Source organism: Cohnella sp. GbtcB17 (assembly GCF_019091135.1).
Taxonomy (GTDB): domain Bacteria; phylum Bacillota; class Bacilli; order Paenibacillales; family Paenibacillaceae; genus Cohnella.
In genome coordinates this window covers 13,775-31,097 of sequence record NZ_JAGXJW010000030.1, presented here as the reverse complement: position 1 = coordinate 31,097, position 17,323 = coordinate 13,775, and the positions used below count along the sequence as shown (strand labels likewise).

Genomic DNA, 17,323 nt, shown 5'->3' with positions numbered 1-17,323 from the left:
TCGCGGGCCGTCACGCTAATTTAAGATAGGCTTTGACCGCGGCGGCAAGGCCGGCGGCCGTGCGGTTCTGGAAGTCTTCGGTGAACAGCTTCTTTTCTTCCGTCGCGTTCGAGAGGTAGCCGGCTTCGAACAGCACGGCGGGCATCTTCGTCTCGCGCGTCACGGCGAGGCTCTTCTTGATGACGCCACGATCCGCAAGTCCCGTCGCCGGCGTCGCGTATTGCTTGACGACGTTAGCGAAGGCAAGGCTCTCGGCGCGCGTATAGTAAACCTCGGTGCCGCTGACCGTGCTCTTTGTATTGCTGTTCGCGTGAACGGACAGGAACAGATCGGCGTTTATCGAGTTCGCCAAATTGTACCTGTCGCTAAGCGATGGGAACGTGTCGGCCGACCGGGTCATGACGATCTTGATGCGGGGTTCCGTCGCGAGCAGCGCCTGCACCTTCAGAATGACGGCCAGGTTGAAGTTTTTCTCGTACTTGCCGCTGACGCCGATCGCGCCGGAGTCCGATCCGCCGTGTCCCGCGTCGAGCACGACCGTATACACCTTGTCCTGCGAATCCTGTGGCGGTTCGTTAACCGGCGGCACCGCGTCCGCGCTCAGCCTGATGCGAAGCTCGCCTGCCGAGGCGTCGTTCTGAACCTCGTAGCCGTAGGCGGTGCTCAGATCGAGCACGAAGCGCAGCGCGTTCGGGTTGCTCTGGAACAGCGAATAGCGAACCTGCGTAAGCACGGGGTGCCCGGCTACCGGGAAGGTGCCGCTCTTCGCCGTCGCGCCGTTCACGACGAGATCCTGACCGAAGTCCGCAGCGAAGTCGGACTTGGGAATGTCGACCACGATGCGGTCGGGCCCCGCCAGCGAGGTGACTACCGGTTCGGCCGTTCCTTCGTAACTGAGGGTGACCGTATCGTTTTCGAAGCGGATGCCGTGAATGTAGGCGAGGCTCGCATACGGATCGGTGACGGTCGTGCCGTTGCCCGGATCGGCCGAGCCGGCCCCCCCGCCGGTCGAACCGTTGCCCGTACCGGTCGACCCGTCGGTAGCAGGCGGATCCTCGTCGACGACGCCGATCATGCCGCCGCCGGACGTCGAATCGCCGCTGCCGGCACTTCCGCTGCCCCCGTTCGTCCCGCCCGACGATTCGCCGGCGTCGGACTTCGACGTGTAGATGAACGCGGACTTCGTCTTGTTGTCCCAGACGATATCAGCGCCGAAGTTGTCCTTCACGAAGATGAGCGGTACCATCGTCGTGGCCGTGGCCGGCGTCGTCTGCTTGATGATGGGCGCCGCCTCGAGCACGCTCTCGATGCCGTTGATCGTCGCCTTTTTGCTGCCTACGGTCATGGAGATGACCGAATTGCCGTTCGTCACCGTGACCGTCTTTGTCGCGTTGTCGAACTTGACGGTGAACCCCAGGTTCTCCGTGACGGTGCGAATCGGCAGCATGACGCGGCTGTCGATCAGGGCAGGCGGCTCCTTCGGCGTCAGTACGACGCCGTCCAGAATCAACTGGGGCGTGACGGTCGCCGCGGAAGCGAGACCGGCGGCCGTTAGCAGCATCGATACGACAAACATCAGGGAAATCCAGTACCTCATGCTTCACCTCGGTGTCAATGATTGGGCCGTTCCAAAAGCGGCGCTTCCGCTAAAAAAGTCCTAAGCAGACCTTTCTATCGGAAGGGGCGCTTTTTGGCTTGTCCACCCTAATTTAGACGCCGGGCAATGTCAAAAGTTGCGAGTAAAAGCGGAAAAAAAGGCCTTCCTTCCCGAAAAGTGTCGACCCGGGAAAGAAGACCCATATTGCAAGCAAGATCGGCGATTAAAATACGTTCGCCAGTCTCTTTTCGTTCTTTGCCTCGTATGCTGCAATCTCGTCCGCATGCTGCAGCGTAAGGCCGATGTCGTCCAGCCCCTGAAGCAGGAATTGGCGGCGGTGCTCGTCGAGCTCGAACGGGATGCGCAGGCCTTGATCGTCGGTGATGACCTTGTTCTCCAGGTCGACGGTCAGCTTGTAGCCCTCGTTCGCCTCGGTGCGCTTGAACAGATCGTCGACCTGCTCCTCGCTCAGCTTGATCGGCAGGATGCCGTTCTTGAAGCAGTTGTTGTAGAAAATGTCCGCGAAGGACGGCGCGATAACGACGTTGAAGCCGTAGTCGAGAATCGCCCAAGGCGCGTGCTCGCGGGAGGAGCCGCAGCCGAAGTTGGCGCGCGACAGCAGGACGGTGGAGCCCTGGTAGCGCGGCTTATTCAGGTTGAACTCGGGGATGACGGCCCCCTGCTCGTCGAATCTCCATTCGAAGAACAGGAACTGGCCGAAACCGCTGCGCTCGATGCGCTTCAGGAATTGCTTAGGGATGATGGCGTCGGTATCGACGTTCACGCGGTCGACCGGCGCGACGAGACCCGTGGATTTGATAAATGGTTGCATATGCGTATGTCTCCCCTCTTAAGCCGTCACTTCGGACTTGAATTCCCAGTTGCGGACGTCGGTGAACTTGCCCTTGATCGCCGCTGCCGCAGCCATCTCCGGCGATACGAGATGCGTGCGTCCGCCGCGGCCCTGACGGCCTTCGAAGTTGCGGTTGGACGTCGACGCGCAGCGCTGTCCGGGCTGCAGGACGTCCGGATTCATCGCGAGGCACATCGAGCAGCCCGCTTCGCGCCATTCGAATCCGGCGGCGGTGAAAATTTGGTCCAGTCCTTCTTTCTCGGCCTGGATCTTGACGCGGCCGGAGCCCGGCACGACGATCGCGGTCACGTTCGGGCTCACGCTGTAGCCCTTGGCGACGGACGCGGCGGCGCGCAGATCCTCGATCCGGCCGTTCGTGCAGGAGCCGATGAACACATAGTCGATCGGAATCTCCGACATCGGGGTGCCCGGCGCCAGATCCATGTATTCGAGCGCCTTCTCGGCGGCTTTGCGTTCGTTCTCGGTCGGCAGCTGCTCCGGATACGGCACGATCGACGTGATGCCGGTGCCCATGCCCGGGCTCGTGCCCCAGGTCACTTGCGGTACGAGCGAAGCGACGTCCAGGTCGACTTCGGCATCGAATACGGCGCCTTCGTCCGTCGCGAGCGCCTTCCATTGCTCGACGGCGCGGTCGAAGTCGTCGCCTTGCGGCGCGTATTCGCGGCCGCGCAAGTAGTTGAACGTCGTCTCGTCCGGCGCGATCAGGCCGGCGCGCGCGCCGCCTTCGATGGACATGTTGCAGACGGTCATGCGCTCTTCCATCGTCAAGCCCGTGATCGCTTCGCCGGTGTACTCGATGACGTAGCCGGTCGCGAAGTCGGTGCCGTACTTGGCGATCAGGCCGAGGATGAGATCCTTCGCCGTGATGCCGGCCGGACGCTTGCCGATGAAGTTGACCTTCATCGTCTTCGCCTTCGATTGCTGCAGACACTGCGTCGCGAGCACGTGCTCGACCTCGCTCGTGCCGATGCCGAACGCCAGCGCGCCGAACGCGCCGTGCGTAGAGGTGTGGCTGTCGCCGCACACGATCGTCTTGCCCGGATGCGTCAGGCCGAGCTCAGGACCCATGACGTGAACGACGCCCTGGTCGATCGTGTTCAGGTCGTACAGCTTGACGCCGAACTCGGCCGCGTTGGTCGTGAGCGTGTCGATCTGCTGCTTGGAGATCGGATCGGAGATGTTGAAGCGATCCTTGGTCGGCACGTTGTGGTCCATCGTCGCAAACGTCAGGTCGGGACGGCGAACCTTGCGGCCGGTCATGCGCAGGCCTTCGAATGCCTGTGGGGACGTAACCTCGTGAACGAGGTGCAGGTCGATATACAAAATGCTGGGCTTGCCCGCTTCCGAATGAATCACGTGATTGTTCCAAATTTTCTCGAACATCGTTTGTTTGCTCATTTTACATTCACCCCGTGTAGATATCCTCGTCTAGAATGATTCTATAATAACATTGGTTCTATCATTGTTCCAAGATATAATATCTATAAAGTTGATAGTTCAGCCGAATAAGGAGACTCGTCTATGGAATTCCGATTGCTTCATTACGTCATTCAGATCGCCGCCGAGCGGAACTTCTCGCGCGCCGCCGAGAAGCTTCATATCGCGCAGCCTTCGCTCAGCCAGCAGCTGTCCAAGCTCGAAAAGGAGCTCGGCGTGCTGTTGTTCAAGCGCACGACCAACAGCGTCGAGCTGACCTACGCCGGCACCGTATTCGTCGAAAAGGCGCAGCGGATCGTCGACATGACCGAACAGCTGCGGCGCGAGATGGAAGATATCGCCGATCTGCGTAAAGGACGCATCGTCGTCGGCACGCTGCCGATTACGGGCTCGCATATTTTGCCGCATGTCCTTCCCGCGTTCCGCGAGGCGTATCCCGACATCGAGATCGCACTCGTCGAGGAGGCGTCGGCGACGCTGGAGTCGCTGACCGCGAGCGGCGGCACGGACGTCAGCCTGCTCACGCTGCCCCTGATCGAACCGTCGCTTGCCTACGACCCGATCCTCGAAGAGGAGATTTGCCTGGCGGTCCCCCGGGACCATCCGCTGGTGGCGGACGGTGCGGCTGAAGCAGACGTCGGGGCGCTCGCAGACGAAGCGTTCGTCATGCTGAAAAAGGGACAGGGCTTCCGCGCGATCGCGGTCGGTCTGTGCCGCCAGGCGGGCTTCGATCCGCGCGTCGCGGTGGAGAGCACCAATATCGAGACGGTGCAGTCCCTCGTCGCCGCCGGCATGGGTATCGCCTTCGTGCCGCAGATGATCACCCGCAGGGAGCATGACGGCTTACAGCCGGTCTATTTGCCGCTCAAGGGACGGCCGACGCGAACGCTGGTCATCGCCTACCGCAAAGGCAGGTATTTGTCCAACGCGGCCGAAGCCTTCATTTCCACGTTCAGGGATACGATGCGAAGGCTCGGCCCGTCGCCTGACTCGCGGACGCCTTCTTAATAGAGGGACGGCCTGCGATCCTCGAAAACGGGAATTCGCCCCCGAACCTCGTCCGTCAGCGACAGATCGATGTCCGCGCGCAGGATCGTCTCCTCCTCGCCCGCTTCGGCGACGATCTCGCCCCACGGGTCCACGACCATCGAGTGGCCGAAAAACCGCGTCTCGCCGCTCGTTCCGCTGCGATTGCAGGCGACGACGTACATCTGGTTCTCGATGGCGCGCGCCTGAAGCAGCGTCCGCCAGTGATGCAGGCGCGGATGCGGCCATTCGGCCGGCACGAACAGCACCTTGGCGCCGTCCAGCGCCAGCTTGCGCGCAAGCTCCGGGAAGCGGATGTCGTAGCAGATCATCGCGCCTGCCGGCACGCCTTCGAGCTCGAACCGCCCCGGCCGCTCGCCGGCCTCGAGATGCAGATGCTCGTCCATCAGCTTGAACAAGTGAATCTTGGCGTACTCCGAGATGACGCAGCCTTCCCGATCGAAGGCGTACGACGTATTGGTGACGCCGCCGTCCAGCGCGGCGCGGCTGGCCGCGATCGATCCCGCCACGACGTTGACGCCGTGCTTGCGGCTGAACGCGGAAATGAAATCGATCGTCCGGGTGCCCTCGGCGTCCGCGATCTCGCGGATGCGCGCCAGCTCGTACCCGGTGTTCCACATTTCCGGCACGACGATGACGTCGGGCTTGTCCCCTTCGCCCGCTGTGCGCTCAAGCAGCGCCGCCAAGCGTTCGAAATTGTCATCGGGATGCCCGGCATGGATGTCCATTTGAATAAGAGCCAGCTTCAGCTTGTCGCTCACTATTTAATCGCCCCTTCGCTAAGACGGCTCATGGCAACGCCCGAGCCTGCAAGTAGCCTCATCGTAACCGATTCGCGGCGGACCGACAAGGCGTCCCATCTCCCTCTTTTCCGATTGTCCTACTTGACGCCTTGTGCTATTGTTTTCGTAGACTGTATATTCAACCTATTGCGATAAAAGTTAGAAAACGTATTTTAATGAAAGCAACGGAGCGTGAAGCTGCATCATGTCCATCTCCATTCAACCGGCGGACCGCATGGCCGCACTGCCGGAGCAATTTTTCGCCGCGCTTGTCGGCAGGGCGAACGCCCGCGCCGCCACCGGACGCGACGTCATCAACCTCGGTCAAGGCAATCCCGACCTGCCCACTCCTTCGCATATCGTCGACAAGCTGAAGGAAGCGGCCGAAAATCCGCTCTACCACAAATATCCGCCGTTCCGCGGATTCCCGTTTTTAAAGGAAGCCGTAGCGAAGCGATATAAGGAAGATTACGGCGTCGATCTCGATCCCGCTACCGAGGTCGCGATTCTGTTCGGCGGCAAGACCGGGCTCGTCGAGATCAGCCAGTGTCTGCTCAATCCGGGCGACGTCTGTCTCGTTCCGGATCCCGGCTATCCCGACTATTGGTCGGGCGTGGCGCTCGCCGGCGCGCGGATGAGCCAGATGCCGCTGCTCGCGAAAAACGGCTTTCTCCCCGACTACGAGGCGATACCGGCCGAGGATCTGGCGCGCGCGAAGCTGATGTTCCTCAACTATCCGAACAATCCGACCTCTGCCGTCGCGACGCCCGAATTTTACGCGGACACCGTACGATTCGCCCAGCAGCACGGCGTCGTCGTGGCGAGCGATTTCGCCTACGGGGCGATCGGGTTCGACTGCCGCCGGCCGGTGAGCTTCCTCGAGACGCCGGGCGCCAAGGAAGTCGGCATCGAATTTTATACGTTATCCAAAACGTATAACATGGCCGGCTGGCGCGTCGGCTTCGCGCTCGGCAACCGCAAGATCGTCGAGCTGCTGAACCTGATCCAGGATCACTATTATTGCAGCCTGTTCGGCGGCATCCAGGAAGCGGCCGCGCTTGCGCTCACCGGTCCCCAGCAGGCCGTGACGGACCTTGTCGCCGTCTACGAACGCCGGCGCGACGCGTTTTACGACGCGCTCGCCTCGCACGGCTGGCAGGCGCCGAAGCCGGACGGCTCGTTTTTCTGCTGGCTGCCGGTGCCGGAGGGACACGACTCCGCGTCCTTCGCCGACCTGCTGCTCGAGGAAGCGGATATCGTCGTCGCGCCGGGCATCGGCTTCGGCACGCACGGCGAAGGGTATGTCCGCCTCGGACTGCTCGCGCCCGAGGAGCGGCTTCGCGAAGCCGCCGGCCGCATCGGCCGGCTCGGCTTGTTCCGCTAAAGCGGGCGCGCCCGGCGGACGTTCGCTTTCTTTACAAGCCACCGGGGCCGTGCTATTCTTAAACCAATCGGCATCGCCAGCCAAGGCGGCGCCTCCGTCCTTAATTTAAACGCGTCGACGGGAACCGAAGGATTATCGCACCGAACAGAGAGCAAATTCCATGGGCTGGAAGAATTTGCGCGGTCGCCCTCCTTCCCCCATCCCCGAGCGGCCGGCGAAGAGCCGGACGATGCCCGCCGTTACCGGGCGTTCAAGCGGACGTTTTCTCGCCTCGCGGCAGGGAGCGTCAACGAAGGTGGTACCGCGGGAGCCAGGCTCTCGTCCTTTGAACAGGACGGGGGCCTTTTTGCTTGCGCCCCAGCGCGATTCGTCTTCGAAGGTTCGATCATGTCAACGGAAAGGAAGCGGTAAAGATGCGTCGCATCGTCGTCAAGATCGGCAGCAGCTCGCTCGCCGGCGAAGCCGGTGGGCTTAACCGGGACAGCTTTGCGTACTTCGCCGCCGAGATCGCGTCCCTGCACCGCCAGGGCGTTCAGACGCTGCTCGTCAGCTCCGGCGCCATCGCGGCCGGCTACCGCGCGGTCGGGTACGAGACGAGGCCGAAGCTCGTTCACGAAAAACAGGCGGCTGCCGCCGTCGGCCAGGCACTGCTCATGCAGGCCTATCAGGAAGCGTTCGCGCCGTACGGCATCGCCGCGGCGCAAATTCTGCTCACGCGGCCCGACTTCAGCCAGCGCCAGCGCGCGTTAAACGCGCAGCGCACGATCGAGGAGCTGCTGCGCCAGGGAGTCGTGCCGATCATCAACGAGAACGACACCGTCGCCGTCGACGAGATCAAGTTCGGGGAAAACGACTCTCTCTCCGCCCTTGTCGCCAATCTCGTGAAGGCGACCGGCCTGTATATTTTGACGGACATCGAGGGGCTGTTCACCGCCGACCCGCGCAAGGACGCCTCGGCCGTCCGCATCGACCGCGTGGAGGTCATCTCCGATGAGCTGTATCGGATCGCGGGCGGCGCCGGCTCTTCGGTCGGTACGGGCGGCATGCGCTCCAAGATCGAAGCGGCGCGAATCGCCATGGGCGGCGGCGTGCCGACGTTCGTCGGACGCTCGACCGAGCCCGGCGATCTGCTTGCTGCCGTCGAGGGCCGCGGCAAAGGCACTTACTTCGCGGCTTCGCTCCACTCGCTGCCCGCGAAAAAGCAGTGGATCGGCTTTTTGTCGGTGCCCCAGGGCCGCGTCTTCGTCGACCCCGGCGCCGAAGCGGCGCTGCTGAACGGCGGGCGAAGCCTGCTGCCCGCCGGCGTCACGCACGTCGAGGGGGAATTCCACCCCGGCGACGTGGTCGAGGTCGTCGGCGGCGGACGGACGCTCGGCCGGGGCGTATCGAATTACGACGCTTGGCAGATCACCGCGGTGGCCGGGCTGTCGAGCGAGGAAGCCGCCCGCCGCGTAGAGGTCGGGCGCATTGAGATCATACACAGAGACGAATGGGTCACCACCTACGTACCCAAGGAGGCGAAGGGATCATGAGCGAAGCGAGAAACAAGGCTATCGCGGCCGGTACGGCGACGGCCGCCTTGAACAACCTGACGACGGCGCAAAAAAACGAAGCGCTCGCCCTGATGGCGGACGCGCTCGTCGCAAGCCGGGAAGACATCATCGCCGGCAACGATATCGACATCGAACGCGGACGGGCCGGCGGCACGTCGGAATCGCTCCTCGACCGGCTGCGCCTCGACGACAAGCGCATCGAGGCGATCGCGCAGGGGCTGCGCGAGGTCATCGCCCTGCCCGATCCGGTCGGCGAGAAGATCGCCGAGTTCGATCGGCCGAACGGCCTGCATATCGAGCAGTACCGCGTACCGATCGGCGTCGTGGGCATCATTTATGAAGCGAGGCCGAACGTCACCGTGGACGCCGCCGGATTATGCCTGAAGACGGGCAATGCGGTCGTGCTTCGCGGCGGGTCCGCCGCCCTCGAATCGAACAAGCGCATCGTGGCCGCTCTGCGCGGCGCGCTGCGCCAAAGCGCCGTGCCCGAGGACGCGCTGCAGCTCGTCGAGGACGCGAGCCGAGCTTCGGCCAACGAAATGCTGAAGCTGAACGGACTGCTCGACGTTATCATTCCGCGCGGGGGCGCCTCGCTCATCCGCAACGTCGTCGAAAACGCGACCGTGCCGGTCATCGAGACCGGCGCGGGCATCTGCCACACGTATGTCGACGCTTCCGCCGACTACGAGATGGCCGAAGCGATCGCGCTGAACGCCAAGGTCCAGCGTCCCTCCGTCTGCAACTCGATGGAGACGCTGCTCGTCCACGCGGACTTCGCAAGCAAGCATCTCGAGCGGCTGGCGGACAGCTTCCGCCGCGCAAGCGTCGAGCTGCGCGCCGACGCGGCCGCCAAGGCCCGCGTCTCTTGGGCGCTCGATGCGACGGACGAAGATTATGCGACCGAGTACAACGACTATATATTGAACGTTCGCGTCGTGGGCGGCCTCGACGAAGCGCTGGCCCATATCGCCCGCTTCGGCACGAAGCATTCCGAATGCATCGTGACCGAAGACCGCGCGAACGCCGACCGCTTCCTGCAAGAGGTCGACGCGGCGGCCGTCTACCACAATGCTTCTACCCGGTTCACGGACGGCTTCGAGTTCGGCTTCGGCGCGGAGATCGGCATCAGCACCCAGAAGCTTCACGCGCGCGGGCCGATGGGTCTGCCTGCGCTGACTTCGACCAAGTATCGCATATGGGGCGACGGTCAAACGCGGGGATGATCGTTTGCGCCCTTAATCATTAATGACGTTAACTAGATGACGGGAGACGAAAAGCAATGAATACAACGCCTGCAACACTTGCGCAATCGAAAATTTGCTTTTACGGCGCCGGCTCGATGGCGGAGGCCATCGTCCGCGGACTCGTGGACACCGACGCCGCGCCGGCCGGCAACATCACAGTTGTCAACCGCTCGAACGCCGAGCGGCTGGCCGAGCTTCGCGCGCGTTACGGCGTCCTTGCCGCGGACAGCGAGGCCGCAAGACAAGACGCGCTGCTCACCGCGGACGTCATCGTGCTGGGGATGAAGCCGAAGGACGCCGCAGCTGCGCTCAAGGCGCTCGCGCCGGCGCTGCGCGCGGAGCAGCTGATCGTGTCCGTCATCGCGGGCTTGTCGATCGAAACGATCCGCGAATTGACGCGCGCGAGCCAGCCCGTCGTGCGCACGATGCCCAACACGTCGAGCAGCATCGGTCTCGGCGCGACCGGCATCGCCTTCTCCGAGGGCCTGGGCGACGACGCGCGGCGCCTCGCGCTCGATATGTTCGGCGCGGTCGGCATCGCGCAGGTCGTCGAGGAGCGCTTGCTGGAGGCGGTGACGGCCGTATCGGGCAGCGGACCGGCCTACATCTACTTCGTGATGGAAGCGATGATCGCCTCGGGCGTCGCGCAGGGCTTGACGCCGGAAGCGGCGCGCGAGCTGACCGTGCAGACGGTGCGCGGCGCGGCGGATATGGTCCGGCTGACCGGCGAGCAGCCGGAGGAGCTGCGGCGCAAGGTCACTTCGCCGAACGGCACGGCCCAGGCGGCGATCGAGACGCTGCAGCGTCTCGGCGTCGACGGAGCGATCGGCGCCGCCATGGATCGCTGCGCGGCGCGGGCCGGCGAGCTCGGACGCGCGATCGCCGAAGAGGCGCTGCAGCAAGGTTGACCCGGCCGCTGGCTCCCGGTTTTCTGCCGGCACGAAGCCAGTCGCCATCGATTTTTCAACAGAAAGAAGGTCATGCGAGATGAGCGTTAACAAAAGCCAGGCCACCTATCGCCTGTTCGACGACAAGGCGGACTTCGCCAAAAAAGCGGAAGACATCGCCGTCGGCCTCACGGTCGGCAGCTGGACCGAGCTGCCGGAAGTCGCAAAGCAAAAAATGGAGAAGCATCTCGGCCGCGTCGTCTCCGTCGAGACGTATGAGCCCGAAGGCGCGGGCCCCGGCGAACGCTACGCCGACATTACGATCGAATATCCGGACGTCAACTTCAGCAGGGACATCCCCGCGCTGCTCGTAACCGTATTCGGCAAGCTGTCGATGGACGGACGCATCAAGCTGACCGGCCTCGCGCCGTCCGCCGAGTTTCTGTCCGCCTTCCCCGGTCCCAAACTGGGACTCGCCGGCGTTCGGGACTATCTCGGCGTCCACGACCGCCCGCTGCTCATGAGCATTTTCAAATCCGTCATCGGCTACGACCTGGAGGGCCTTCGCGAGCAGTTCCTCCAGCAGGCGCTCGGCGGCGTCGACCTGATCAAGGACGACGAGATTTTGTTCGAAAATCCGCTGACGCCGCTTGAGCGCCGCGTCGAAGCCTGCATGTCCGCCGCACGCGAGGCGGAGAGCGTCACCGGTCAGAAGCTGATCTACTTCGCCAACCTGACGGGACCGACGTCCAAGCTGCGGGAAAACGCGCTGCGCGCGATCAACGCTGGTGTCAACGGCCTGCTGTTCAACGTGCTGGCCTACGGTTTCGACGCACTCGCCGAGCTCGCCGCCGATCCGGCCGTCAGCGTGCCGATCGCGGCGCATCCGGCGATGGCCGGCGCCTACTATCCGTCGCCGCATCACGGCATTTCCGCATCAGTCCTGCTCGGCACGCTCATCCGAATGGCCGGCGCAGACCTGTCCCTCTTCCCTTCGCCCTACGGCTCCGTCGTCATGCCGAAGGCCGAGAACCTGGCGGTCCAGGATGCGCTGGTGAACGCGGCGCTGCCTCAGAAGGCCGTCCTGCCCGTGCCTTCCGCAGGCATCCACCCCGGCCTCGTGCCGCTGATCGTGCATGACTTCGGACGGGACGTCGTCGTTAATGCGGGCGGCGGCGTTCACGGCCACCCGCTGGGCGCTGCCGCAGGCGGACAAGCCTTCCGCCAGGCGATCGACGCCGTGCTTGCCGGCGAAGACCTCGAAGCTTATGCGTCCGCCGTCGGCGGCCGCGAGCAGCTGTTGCTCGCGATCGAGCGCTGGGGGGTGCGCCGGCCGTGAGCAAGCGCGCCTTTAACAAGCCGCCGGTGCTGTTCTGCGACTTCGACGGCACGATCACCCTTAGCGACAACATCGTCGCCGTCATGAAGCAGTTCGATCCGCCCGGCTGGCGGCCGATCGTCGACGACATCGTCGCGCTGCGCAAGTCCGTGCGCCAGGGCGTCGGCGAGATGTTCGCCTTGATCCCCTCCTCGCGCAGGCAGGAGATCACGGATTACATTTTGTCCACGGCGGGCATCCGCCCCGGCTTCCAGTCGCTGCTCGACTGGTGCAAAGCCCACGGCGTCGAGTTTTACGTAACAAGCGGCGGCATCGACTTTTTCGTCTATCCGATGCTGGCGCCGTTCGATATTCCGCTCGATCATATTTATTGCAACGGCAGCAGCTTCGAGGGAGAACGCATCGAGATCCTGTGGCCGCACGCCTGCGACGACGAATGCGACAACGATTGCGGCATGTGCAAGACGACGGTCATCCGGCGCTTCCCGAAGGACCGATATACGCGGATTCTGATCGGGGACAGCGTGACGGACTTCGCGGGCGCGAAGCTGGCCGACCTCGTATTCTCCCGCTCCCATCTGACGGAGCGCTGCCGCGAGCTCGGTCTTCCGCACGTACCGTTCGAGACGTTCCACGACGTCGTCAGACATCTGGATGAAGGAGATTGGTAATCGATGAGCGATCTATTACTTGAAGACAAGCAGCGGGTATACCGCGAACTCGACGCCGTCAAATCGGACTTCGCCGCGCGCGGCTGGTTCCCCGGCACGAGCGGCAATCTGTCGATGCGGGTGGGCGGCTTCGAGCCCGACCGCTTCGCCTTCGCGGTGACGGCAAGCGGGAAGGACAAAGCCGCATCGACGCCTGAGGACTTCCTGCTCGTCGATCAGACGGGCGCGCCGATCGAGGCGACGCGGCTGAGGCCCTCTGCCGAGACGCTGATTCATTGCGAGATTTACCGGCAGACGGGCTGCGGCGCGATTTTCCACATTCACTCCGTATTTAACAGCATCGTGTCCGATCTCTTCTGGGAGCGCCGCGCCGTCCCCGTCGAAGGTGTCGAGCTGATCAAGGCGTTCAACATCTGGGACGAGGATGCCGTCATCGACGTGCCGATCGTCTCCAACTTCGCCGACATTCCGCGCATTGTACCTGAGGTCAAGGAACGCTTGGACAAGCGCATCCCAGGCATTTTGCTGCGCAAGCACGGCATTTACGCATGGGGACGCGATGCGTTCGAAGCTCGCAAGCATCTGGAGGCGTTCGAATTTTTGTTCGAATACGTGTACCGGATGGCGCTGCTGAAGCGCTGACCTGTTCTCTTCCGTCTCGAAGCAAAAACAGCAAAGGCCCGCCTTCCTCGACGGAAAGGCGGGCTTTTTTTTAACGGATGAAGTCGCTCACGACCTGCCGACGAGTCGCAGGCCTCTGTCTTTTTCCCGCTCGAAGCCGTAAAAGCGAGACCCTTGATACGTCAGCATGCCGGCATCCTGCTCCGCCAGCAGTCCATACTCGCCGCCGCTCAGCTTGAATTCGATGCGGACGCCGTCCGCAAGCTCGAACGTCGCGTAATAATACGTATCCGACTGGTGATGCGAGATGCCGTCGTCGTGATGATGGCGATAATGGACGAGCGAACGCTTCGCGACGACCCGGGAAGCGACGGACAACAGCGGCTGCTTGTTGTTGCGGCTCCACTCTCCGATGCTACGGACGCCGAAGATCGCGATGATGCCGAGTACTGCGCAGAACAGAACCGGAAGAATGACCTGCAGTTCGCCCAAAATGTCCAAATCGATCCGCTCCTCTCAGTTCCTGTCGCCGGCCTAGCCGCTTATACCTATATGTACGCGGCTCGGTCCGAAAACTTAACCGAAAAAAACGGAATCCCGTTCGGGTCGGGTTCGATGAGGTTGCGGGTCGATGAGGCTCAGGGCTTTGCTGACTTCACCTTGCTGACGTGACGGAAGCGGAGCGCCGACCAGACGACGTCGATCGCGACGTTGCTGACGACGCGGTAATCGGTTCGAGTCTCCATGATCCGCCACAGCAAATCGCGATTCAGATCGGTCTGTACCTTGGCCGACTGCTTCGGGTAAGAGATCCAGCAGACGGCGTCCGGCTGCAGCAGCGGAATGATTTTCGGCAGCGTCTTCAGCACGTCTTCGGTATTTTTGACGAACACGAGCACGAAGTCGAATCTGCCCTCCGCCTCGGTCTCGACGTCGACGCCAAGGTCGAAGCCTTCCGGCGCCCCGTATACGAGCGCCCTCCCGGTTTTGTAATACAATTTTTGATAAAGCGGCTTTTCCATCGTCGCATGCTCCTTCTTGTCGTCTGGCCGAAGCGGCCGTCTTCTCGTTTATCGTCCGGTCCGGAAGCGCTGGGCGTGCGCCCTCGCGTCCTCTACGCTGCGGACTCGATTGCGGCTCCATTCAAGCAATATTCTATCCATGTACCGAAAAGAAAGCTTGCCCGCGAACACCGATTCCTTGAGCGCGAACAGAATCAATTCCTCCGCGTACTTGTCCTGGTCGAGCCAGCCGGCGATCGTCTCCGCCTCCATCGGCGAGATCGGACGACCGAACTCCCGCTCGAAGACGGCGAACAGGCTCACCGTCTCGGCGCCCGGACCGTCCTCCCGCGCGTATCGGTCCCCGGCCCCGGCGAAGTCTGCGGCTCCTTGCGCTGCGGACGGCGCCTGCGCGCCCGCCGCCCGAACAGGCGCTTCGCCCGACACGACCAGCTGGGCGATCGCCTGGAACAGGCCGCCCAGGTTGTACCGCTCCGCCCTGATGCCGCTCGCCGGATCGCTCACCTCATCGATCGCGATCAGACCGCGGCGGATGAGCTTTTGCAGCGATTCGCCGATGACAGTGCCCGATGCTCCGAGCCGCTGCTGCAGCTGCTCCATCGTTGGAAAGTCGTTTTGTTCGAGCTGCCTGAAGGCGAGCACCTGGATGAGCAGCATGCAATCCGTGTCGGTCAGACCGAGCATCCGGTAGACGCGCAGCAGCGCGTACGGAATGCTGGCCGCGCCGTCCATATACGCTTCGGCCAGGCTGGCCGCCGTGCCGCCCGCATCATTCATCGGCTGCCGCCTCCTTGGCCGACCGCACAAGACTGTAAGTGTCGCGCGCGATGAGCAGCTCTTCGTTCGTCGGAACGACGAGCACCTCGACCTTCGAGGCGTCCGTCGAGATGCGCCGGGATTCGCCGGAGCGGATGCCGTTGCGCGCTTCGTCGAGCTCGATGCCGAGGAAGGTCAGTCCCTCGCACACCGCCTTGCGCAGCACGTCCGAATTTTCGCCGACGCCGGCGGTGAACAGCAGCACGTCGATGCCGTTCATCGCGGCCGCGTAGGCGCCGACATACTTGCGGATGCGGTATACATACATCTCGAACGCCGTTTTCGCCGGCTCGCTGCCTTCGTTCATCGCCTGCACGACCTCGCGCATGTCGCTGCTAATGCCGGAGATCGCGATCAGGCCGCTATGCTTGTTCAGCATCGAGTTGACCTCGGACAGCGTCAGCTCCTCCTTGTTCATCGCATAAGGCACGATCGCGGGATCCAGATCCCCGCTGCGCGTGCCCATCATGAGTCCCTCGAGCGGCGTCATCCCCATGCTCGTATCGAACGACTTGCCATCCATAATCGCCGTGCAGCTCGCGCCGTTGCCGATGTGGCAGCTGACGATTTTCAGCCCCTCGAGCGGTTTGCCCAAATATTCGGCGGCCCGCTTGCTCACATAATCGTGCGACGTGCCGTGGAAGCCGTAGCGCCGGATCTGGTGCTTGCGGTAGAGCACCATCGGAATCGCATACAAATACGAGGTCTTCGGCATCGTCTGGTGAAACGCCGTGTCGAACACGACCGCCTGCGGAACGTTCGGCAGGTTCGTCTCGACGGCGAGGATGCCCATCATATGGGCCGGATTGTGCAGCGGCGCCAGGTCGAACAGCTTGCGAATCTCCAGCTTTACGTTCGCGTCGATGAGCACCGACTCGCTGAACGTCTCGCCTCCGTGAACGATCCGGTGGCCGACCGCTTCGACCTCGTCGATGTTGCGCAGTACGCCGAAGCGGCGATGTGTCAGCATGTCTAGCACCTTGCGTACGGCCGTCGTATGCTCGAGAATCTCGCTCACCTCGCGCACCTCCGGCTGTCCCTCGACCTCGTGCGTCAGGATCGACGACTCCATGCCGATCCGCTCCACGCGGCCTTTGGCTAGCACGTTTTCCGTCCTCATGTCGTACAGCTGGTACTTCAGCGAGGAGCTCCCCGCGTTGATGACTAACACGTTCATGACTGGCGCTCACCGTCCTTCGTGTACTTGAAGAAGCCTTGCCCCGTCTTCACGCCGAGCTGTCCGGCGCGAACCTTCTTCTTCAGCAGGATCGACGGCCGGTACTTGAGCTCGCCGTAGTCCCTGAACATCCGGTCGAGCGCCGCCCATACCGAGTCCAGGCCGAACCGGTCCGCCATCTCGAGCGGTCCGTAGTGAAACTGGTAGCCGATCCGCATCGCCGAATCGATGTCCTCGGCCGAAGCTACGCCCTCCTGCAGCACGTTCAGCGATTCGTTAATGAGCAGGCAGATGAGCCGCGTTGTCACGAAGCCGGGAGACTCGAACACCATGACGCCCTTTTTGGACAGATCCCGCTCGATGAATTCCTTCGTCCGCTCGAACGTGTCGTCGGACGTCTGCAAGCCCCGGACGATCTCCACGACGTCGATCCGAAACGCCGGATAGACGAAGTGCATGCCGATCACCCGCTCGGGATGCTTAGTCACGCTGGCAAGCTCCGTGAGGCTGAGCGTCGACGTATTGCTCGCCAGCACGCGTCCCTCGGGTATAATGTCGTCCAGCTGCTGGAACACCGTTTTTTTGCTTTCCAGATCTTCGCTGATCGTCTCGATGATCAAGTCGCACTCGGCCAGATGCTCCAGCGAGGGCTCGGCATGAATCCGGTTCAATATGAGCTTTTTCTCCGCTTGCGTGATGGCCCAGCGCTCGATCTGACGGTCCAGATTTTTCTCGAGCGCGACCTGCGCCTGCTTCAGGCGAGCGCCGGAGCTGTCGGTCATATGCACGTCCAGCCCTTTGCCGGCCAGCATCTCCGCGATGCTCTGGCCCATCGTCCCCGCTCCCACTACGCCGATCGTCCGAAACATACG

General features: G+C 62.8%; 17 protein-coding genes. 8 read left to right on the top strand and 9 right to left on the bottom strand.

Features of this window, described 5'->3' with window-relative positions:
* Positions 1–10 precede the first annotated feature (10 nt).
* From KVT38_RS17455 to leuC, 3 genes are all read right to left on the bottom strand, one after another.
* Positions 11–1,597 (bottom strand): N-acetylmuramoyl-L-alanine amidase, encoded by a 1,587-nt coding sequence (locus tag KVT38_RS17455; RefSeq protein WP_217595020.1) that lies wholly within the window; start codon positions 1,595–1,597, stop codon positions 11–13.
* Between the two features lie 223 nt (positions 1,598–1,820).
* Positions 1,821–2,429 carry a 3-isopropylmalate dehydratase small subunit gene (leuD, locus tag KVT38_RS17450; protein WP_217595019.1) on the bottom strand — a complete coding sequence of 203 codons (609 nt, stop codon included), beginning with the start codon at positions 2,427–2,429 and terminating at the stop codon, positions 1,821–1,823.
* 18 nt (positions 2,430–2,447) lie between these two features.
* On the bottom strand, positions 2,448–3,869 hold the full coding sequence (gene leuC / locus KVT38_RS17445; protein ID WP_217595018.1) for a 3-isopropylmalate dehydratase large subunit: 1,422 nt from the start codon (positions 3,867–3,869) through the stop codon (positions 2,448–2,450).
* Between the two features lie 123 nt (positions 3,870–3,992).
* Between leuC and KVT38_RS17440 the strand changes: the two genes are divergently transcribed.
* Entirely contained in the window at positions 3,993–4,916 is a 924-nt protein-coding gene (locus KVT38_RS17440; RefSeq protein WP_217595017.1) for a LysR family transcriptional regulator, read from the top strand.
* Here KVT38_RS17440 and KVT38_RS17435 read toward each other — a convergent pair.
* On the bottom strand, positions 4,913–5,716 hold the full coding sequence (locus tag KVT38_RS17435) for a carbon-nitrogen family hydrolase (protein ID WP_217595016.1): 804 nt from the start codon (positions 5,714–5,716) through the stop codon (positions 4,913–4,915). The two genes, KVT38_RS17440 and KVT38_RS17435, sit on opposite strands and share 4 nt — an antisense overlap.
* A 226-nt stretch (positions 5,717–5,942) precedes the next feature.
* On the opposite strand from KVT38_RS17435, the gene KVT38_RS17430 reads away from it, so the two are divergent.
* The 7 genes from KVT38_RS17430 (at position 5,943) to mtnB (ending at position 13,457) form a co-directional block, all read left to right on the top strand.
* Positions 5,943–7,121 carry a pyridoxal phosphate-dependent aminotransferase gene (locus KVT38_RS17430; protein WP_217595015.1) on the top strand — a complete coding sequence of 393 codons (1,179 nt, stop codon included), beginning with the start codon at positions 5,943–5,945 and terminating at the stop codon, positions 7,119–7,121.
* A gap of 413 nt (positions 7,122–7,534) precedes the next feature.
* Positions 7,535–8,653, top strand: coding sequence for a glutamate 5-kinase (gene proB, locus KVT38_RS17425; protein WP_217595014.1), 1,119 nt, complete (start codon positions 7,535–7,537; stop codon positions 8,651–8,653).
* The gene (locus KVT38_RS17420) at positions 8,650–9,897 is read left to right on the top strand and encodes a glutamate-5-semialdehyde dehydrogenase (protein WP_217595013.1); all 1,248 of its coding nucleotides are present in this window, start codon (positions 8,650–8,652) and stop codon (positions 9,895–9,897) included. The genes proB and KVT38_RS17420 overlap by 4 nt, the downstream gene beginning before the upstream one ends.
* A gap of 56 nt (positions 9,898–9,953) precedes the next feature.
* Positions 9,954–10,826, top strand: a complete 873-nt coding sequence (proC, locus tag KVT38_RS17415; RefSeq protein WP_217595012.1) for a pyrroline-5-carboxylate reductase — start codon at positions 9,954–9,956, stop codon at positions 10,824–10,826.
* A gap of 79 nt (positions 10,827–10,905) precedes the next feature.
* Entirely contained in the window at positions 10,906–12,144 is a 1,239-nt protein-coding gene (locus KVT38_RS17410; RefSeq protein ID WP_217595011.1) for a 2,3-diketo-5-methylthiopentyl-1-phosphate enolase, read from the top strand.
* The gene (locus KVT38_RS17405) at positions 12,141–12,815 is read left to right on the top strand and encodes a 2-hydroxy-3-keto-5-methylthiopentenyl-1-phosphate phosphatase (protein WP_217595010.1); all 675 of its coding nucleotides are present in this window, start codon (positions 12,141–12,143) and stop codon (positions 12,813–12,815) included. The genes KVT38_RS17410 and KVT38_RS17405 overlap by 4 nt, the downstream gene beginning before the upstream one ends.
* Before the next feature lie 3 nt (positions 12,816–12,818).
* Entirely contained in the window at positions 12,819–13,457 is a 639-nt protein-coding gene (mtnB, locus tag KVT38_RS17400) for a methylthioribulose 1-phosphate dehydratase (RefSeq protein WP_217595009.1), read from the top strand.
* Positions 13,458–13,544: 87 nt separating this feature from the next.
* Here the strand turns inward: mtnB and KVT38_RS17395 are convergent, their stop codons facing one another.
* The 5 genes from KVT38_RS17395 to KVT38_RS17375 all read right to left on the bottom strand — a co-directional run bounded on the left by KVT38_RS17395 (position 13,545) and on the right by KVT38_RS17375 (position 17,320).
* Positions 13,545–13,937: a DUF2500 domain-containing protein gene (locus KVT38_RS17395; RefSeq protein ID WP_217595008.1), complete on the bottom strand. Its 393-nt coding sequence runs from the start codon at positions 13,935–13,937 to the stop codon at positions 13,545–13,547.
* Positions 13,938–14,074: 137 nt separating this feature from the next.
* Positions 14,075–14,458: a hypothetical protein gene (locus KVT38_RS17390; protein ID WP_217595007.1), complete on the bottom strand. Its 384-nt coding sequence runs from the start codon at positions 14,456–14,458 to the stop codon at positions 14,075–14,077.
* Positions 14,459–14,506: 48 nt separating this feature from the next.
* Positions 14,507–15,235 (bottom strand): DnaD domain protein, encoded by a 729-nt coding sequence (locus KVT38_RS17385; RefSeq protein WP_217595006.1) that lies wholly within the window; start codon positions 15,233–15,235, stop codon positions 14,507–14,509.
* Entirely contained in the window at positions 15,228–16,451 is a 1,224-nt protein-coding gene (locus KVT38_RS17380; RefSeq protein WP_217595005.1) for an acetate kinase, read from the bottom strand. The genes KVT38_RS17385 and KVT38_RS17380 overlap by 8 nt, the downstream gene beginning before the upstream one ends.
* Positions 16,448–17,320 carry a 3-hydroxyacyl-CoA dehydrogenase family protein gene (locus KVT38_RS17375; protein ID WP_217595004.1) on the bottom strand — a complete coding sequence of 291 codons (873 nt, stop codon included), beginning with the start codon at positions 17,318–17,320 and terminating at the stop codon, positions 16,448–16,450. The genes KVT38_RS17380 and KVT38_RS17375 overlap by 4 nt, the downstream gene beginning before the upstream one ends.
* Positions 17,321–17,323 lie beyond the last annotated feature (3 nt).

Bases quoted from the DNA above. Each gene is read 5' to 3' on its own strand.
- KVT38_RS17455 (WP_217595020.1), bottom strand. From the start codon at position 1,597: ATGAGGTACTGGATTTCCCTGATGTTTGTCGTATCGATGCTGCTAACG.
- leuD (WP_217595019.1), bottom strand. From the start codon at position 2,429: ATGCAACCATTTATCAAATCCACGGGTCTCGTCGCGCCGGTCGACCGC.
- leuC (WP_217595018.1), bottom strand. From the start codon at position 3,869: ATGAGCAAACAAACGATGTTCGAGAAAATTTGGAACAATCACGTGATT.
- KVT38_RS17440 (WP_217595017.1), top strand. From the start codon at position 3,993: ATGGAATTCCGATTGCTTCATTACGTCATTCAGATCGCCGCCGAGCGG.
- KVT38_RS17430 (WP_217595015.1), top strand. From the start codon at position 5,943: ATGTCCATCTCCATTCAACCGGCGGACCGCATGGCCGCACTGCCGGAG.
- proB (WP_217595014.1), top strand. From the start codon at position 7,535: ATGCGTCGCATCGTCGTCAAGATCGGCAGCAGCTCGCTCGCCGGCGAA.
- KVT38_RS17420 (WP_217595013.1), top strand. From the start codon at position 8,650: ATGAGCGAAGCGAGAAACAAGGCTATCGCGGCCGGTACGGCGACGGCC.
- proC (WP_217595012.1), top strand. From the start codon at position 9,954: ATGAATACAACGCCTGCAACACTTGCGCAATCGAAAATTTGCTTTTAC.
- KVT38_RS17410 (WP_217595011.1), top strand. From the start codon at position 10,906: ATGAGCGTTAACAAAAGCCAGGCCACCTATCGCCTGTTCGACGACAAG.
- mtnB (WP_217595009.1), top strand. From the start codon at position 12,819: ATGAGCGATCTATTACTTGAAGACAAGCAGCGGGTATACCGCGAACTC.
- KVT38_RS17390 (WP_217595007.1), bottom strand. From the start codon at position 14,458: ATGGAAAAGCCGCTTTATCAAAAATTGTATTACAAAACCGGGAGGGCG.
- KVT38_RS17385 (WP_217595006.1), bottom strand. From the start codon at position 15,235: ATGAATGATGCGGGCGGCACGGCGGCCAGCCTGGCCGAAGCGTATATG.
- KVT38_RS17380 (WP_217595005.1), bottom strand. From the start codon at position 16,451: ATGAACGTGTTAGTCATCAACGCGGGGAGCTCCTCGCTGAAGTACCAG.
- KVT38_RS17375 (WP_217595004.1), bottom strand. From the start codon at position 17,320: ATGTTTCGGACGATCGGCGTAGTGGGAGCGGGGACGATGGGCCAGAGC.